The sequence below is a fragment of the Deinococcota bacterium genome, from assembly GCA_030858465.1.
GTDB lineage: Bacteria > Deinococcota > Deinococci > Deinococcales > Trueperaceae > JALZLY01.
The window spans coordinates 1-3764 of the sequence record JALZLY010000364.1; the positions used below are offsets into that span (position 1 = coordinate 1).

The 3764-nt window shown below is 66.6% G+C and carries 4 protein-coding genes; all 4 read right to left on the bottom strand.

All coding sequences use genetic code 11. The features are described from left to right. Nucleotides 1–418, bottom strand: a 418-nt coding sequence (locus M3498_17715; protein ID MDQ3461104.1) for a hypothetical protein, incomplete at its 3' end; no start/stop codon positions are given. Nucleotide 419: 1 nt separating this feature from the next. Beyond that, on the bottom strand, nt 420–1319 hold the full coding sequence (locus tag M3498_17720) for a sugar ABC transporter permease (GenBank protein ID MDQ3461105.1): 900 nt from the start codon (nt 1317–1319) through the stop codon (nt 420–422). Between the two features lie 145 nt (nt 1320–1464). Then, entirely contained in the window at nt 1465–2724 is a 1260-nt protein-coding gene (locus M3498_17725; protein ID MDQ3461106.1) for an extracellular solute-binding protein, read from the bottom strand. 114 nt (nt 2725–2838) lie between these two features. After that, entirely contained in the window at nt 2839–3648 is an 810-nt protein-coding gene (locus tag M3498_17730) for a discoidin domain-containing protein (protein ID MDQ3461107.1), read from the bottom strand. Between the last annotated feature and the right edge of the window lie 116 nt (nt 3649–3764).

Here is a 3764-nt window from a genome sequence, read left to right on the forward strand (position 1 = left end):
GGATGAGCCACTCGAAGAGGGGCACCACCAGGGCCTGCTGGGGGACCAGGATGACGGTGAGGGCCAGCGCGTAGAGCAGGGACCTGAGGGGAAAGCGGTAGCCCGCGAAGACAAAGGCCGCGGCGCTCGCCAGGCCCAGCACCAGCACCGTCTGGCCACCCGCGATGACGAGAGCGTTGCCGTACTGCCGGTAGTAGGGAATCCACTCGCCCCCCAGGAGCTGCCGGTAGTAAGAGAGGTCGAAGCTTGTCGGCAGGAGGCGGAGGGGCTGGTAGATTTCCGGGTTCGTCTTGAAGCCGGCCAGCGCCATCCACACCACCGGAAAGGCCAGAAAGCCGCTCGCCACGAGCAGGGCCAGCGTGGCGGCAATCTCGCGCCCGTGACGCCGCCGGAAGCGGGGGTAGTGCAGCCTTGCCACGCTAGGAACCACGCATCAGCGGGCTGCTCTTATAGCGCATGAAGAGAAAGACGAAGAGGGCCAGGAGGGGGATGAGCGCGTAGCTCATGGCGGCGGCGTAGGAGAAGTCACCGAACGAGAAGGCGGTCAGGTAGATGTAGGTGACCAGGAGCAGGCCCGCGTCCTGCGGCCCGCCGGAGCCGCCCAGCAGGACATAGGCGCCGCTGAAGAGCACAAAGGCGTCGAAGACGAGCACCAGCCCCACGAAGGCGAGGATGGGGCGGAGGAGCGGCAGGGTGACGTAGCGCAGCGTCTGGAGGCCGCTCGAGCCCTCCAACTCGGCTACGTCGTAGTAGCGCCTGGGCAGGCTGCCGAGCCCGGCCGCCAGAAAGAAGGCGATGAGCCCGGTCCAGCGCCACAGCGCCTGAATGACGAGCCCCACCCTGATCAGCAGCGGGTCCCGGAGCCAGTCCAGGTCGGGCGAGCCGAAGGGCGCCAGCAGCACGGTGTTGAGAAGCCCGTAGGGGCCGCTGAAGACCAGCAAGAAGAGAATCGCCAAGACCGCCGGAGCGACCAGGCCGGGGAGCAGCAGCATGAACTGAAAGACCTCGCGCAGCCGGTAGGGGACGGCGGCCAGGGCGAGCGCCAGGGCGAGCGCCAGCGGGACCACCGTCACCAGCACCCCGCCCGCGTAGAGGCCGGTATTCAAGAGGGCGCGGTGAAAGCGGCCGTCACCCAGCAGGCTGAGGTAGTGCGCCAGGCCCAGGTAGTCGCCCCTGCCGGAGATGGCGTCGCCGTAGAGGCTGAGCAGCGCCCCGTAGCCCAAAGGCACCAGCCAAAAGACCAGGTAGAGCAGAAAAAAGGGCGCCAGGAGGAGGTAGGGGGGACGCCTGCGCGCCCCCGCCCTGATGGCTTTGGGCAAAGCGTTCAAGAGGGTTGGCGCCCTTTCATCTCCCCTGCCCCGTTGGCAAGGGGACGGCCAAGGTGACCCGTGTCGGCGAGGTTAAGAAAGGGGTCTCCGCTTGACACGTGTTCATGACCCTGTCCTGGAGGGGTGAGGGCGCTGTTCAGCGCTGCAGGTCGCGAGCCAGGGCCTCCAGCGCTTCTGCCGGAGCCTGCCTGCCGCCGATGACCGCGGGCCAGTAGCTGTCGTTCCAGAGGCTCAGCAGCCTGGCCCGGCCGGGCGCCTGGTGCTGGACGGGAACCTCGTCCGCCACCTCGCGCAAGAGCGCCGCTAAGGACTGGCCCGCGAAGTAGTCGTCGGGCTGGTAAAGGCGCTCGTCCTCCCAGGCGGGGCGGTAGGCGGTGAAGCTGGTCGCCCCGAAGTAGCGTTCGACGTTGGCCTCAGTCGAGGTGGTCACGTACTCGATAAAGCCCCAGGCCTCGTCCGTGTGCGGGCTGTCTCCGAAGATGAGCAGGCCCAGGCCGGAAAAGGAACTGGTGCGGCGGCCCTCGGGGTCGTCCGGCCAGCGGGGCAGGGGCATGGCGCGCCACTGCCCCGCCATCTGCGGGGTGATGCCCCTCAAGAAGTCGAGCCCGAACCAGTCCGCCCCGATGACGGTGAGGACCTGGTCGCCCGCCAGCATCTGGGTGAGAAAGGGCGGGTCGAAGATGGTGCCGCGCGGCGGCTCGGTGGCGAGGCCCTGCTCCTCGAGGCCGACGAGCCACTCGAGGGTGTCTACGGCGATGTCCGAGCTTACCTGCAAGTTGCCCTCGGCGTCGTAGGCATCGACACCGCGCTGGCGCATGAGGATGCCCCAGTAGGAGGGGTCCAGCGCGATCATGTACTCGCCGTCACGGTCGCCCGTCAGCCGCTGGCCGACCTCGACGAAGTCGTCCCAGGTCTCGATGTCCTCGGCATCGACGCCGCGCTCCTCGAAGAGGTCGTGGCGGTAGTAGAGGACGACCGCCGAGAGCGACTGCGGAATCCCGTAGACGGCGCCGCCGTAGCTGAAGAGCTCGAGGCGCGCCTCGACGATCGTCTCGCCTAAGCCCGCCTCGCGCACGCGCTCGCTCAGGTCCGCGAAGGGCACCTGCTCCTCACCCAGGTAGATGCCCAGGAAGTTTTCCTCGAGCTGGACGATGTCGGGAGTATTCTGACCGGTGCGGATGGCGACCGAAAGCCGGTCCGGCATCTCCTGGAAGCCGTAGGCGTTGACGGTCAAGGCAAAATCCGGATCGATCTCCTCGCGGTACCGTTCCGCCATCGCCTGGTAGTACGCCCGGTCCTCACCCGAACTCGTCCACATCTCCAGCGTCTGCGCGCCGGCACCCTGCCAAGCGAGAAGCAGCAGTAGCACGAGCCCTAGCATGGTTTTGGCTGTCATGGTGTTCGCTCCTTTCTCCCGATCCCCTGCTGATCCCCCGGCTTCGCCACCCCCTTATCAAGGGGGGCAGGGGGATGGCACAGTCGCTAATATCTGAAAACCGCCGGTGCCCGACTAGAACGTCACCACCACCACCCTGCCCCTCATATAGGGGTGGGGGATGCAGTGGTACTCGTAGTCGCCGGCCTCTTCGAAGGTAAACGAGTAGGTGTCGCCGGGGAACATCTCTTCGTAGTCACCCTCGGCCTGGCCGCTCGAGTCGAAGACGCGCTCCTCGGCGGGTTTGCCGGGCGGCCCCTCGGTGACGGTGTGGGGCGCCGCGTCGATCTGGATCCAGGTGACGGTGGTGCCTTCCGCCACCAGCACGTCGGGAAGGTAGTCGAAGTTCTCGATGCGCACGGTGACGGGCTGGCCCTCTTCGTAGATATAGAGCTCGCTCAAGCTCAGGCCGCGCTGCTCGGCGGCCAGGCTGATCCTCACCTGCCGCGCTTCGACGGGCTCAAAGATGACCTGCAAAACGCCCTCGAAGACCTCATAAACCGCCTCCCCAGTTTCGGCGACGATCTCCCAATCTTCGCCGTCGCTGGAGACCTCGACGCGGAAGTCCGCGGGGTAGGTATCGGCGTCCCCGCCCGTCAGCCAGTGGACGCGGGTAACATTGGCGGCTTCACCCAGGTCGACCTCGATGTAGCTGCCGGCGTCGCCCGCGGCGGTCCAGACCGTGCTCGGGTCGCTATCTACGGCGTTTTCGACTTCCCCTTCGGCCTCGCTGGCGGTGACGGTCCAAGCCTCTACCGGCAGGCCGTCCCGCTCGACCTCGACCTCCTGCGCTAGGGCGCCGGAGAGGGCCAGGATCATAATGAGGGCTGCCAGCCGGAGCCCTGCGCCCCTATCCGTGCGTGTCAGCCTTTGCACTGCGTTCATTAGCGTTTCCTTTCAGGTGCTGAGTTTTTCTCAGTCTAACCCGCCGCGACAGGGAGTTTGTGACCCTGGCGCCGTATCAGCGCTTTCATAGCTGGGGTCGTAACGAGGCTGACTCG

Bases quoted from the DNA above. Each gene is read 5' to 3' on its own strand.
- M3498_17730 (MDQ3461107.1), bottom strand. From the start codon at position 3,648: ATGAACGCAGTGCAAAGGCTGACACGCACGGATAGGGGCGCAGGGCTC.
- M3498_17725 (MDQ3461106.1), bottom strand. From the start codon at position 2,724: ATGACAGCCAAAACCATGCTAGGGCTCGTGCTACTGCTGCTTCTCGCT.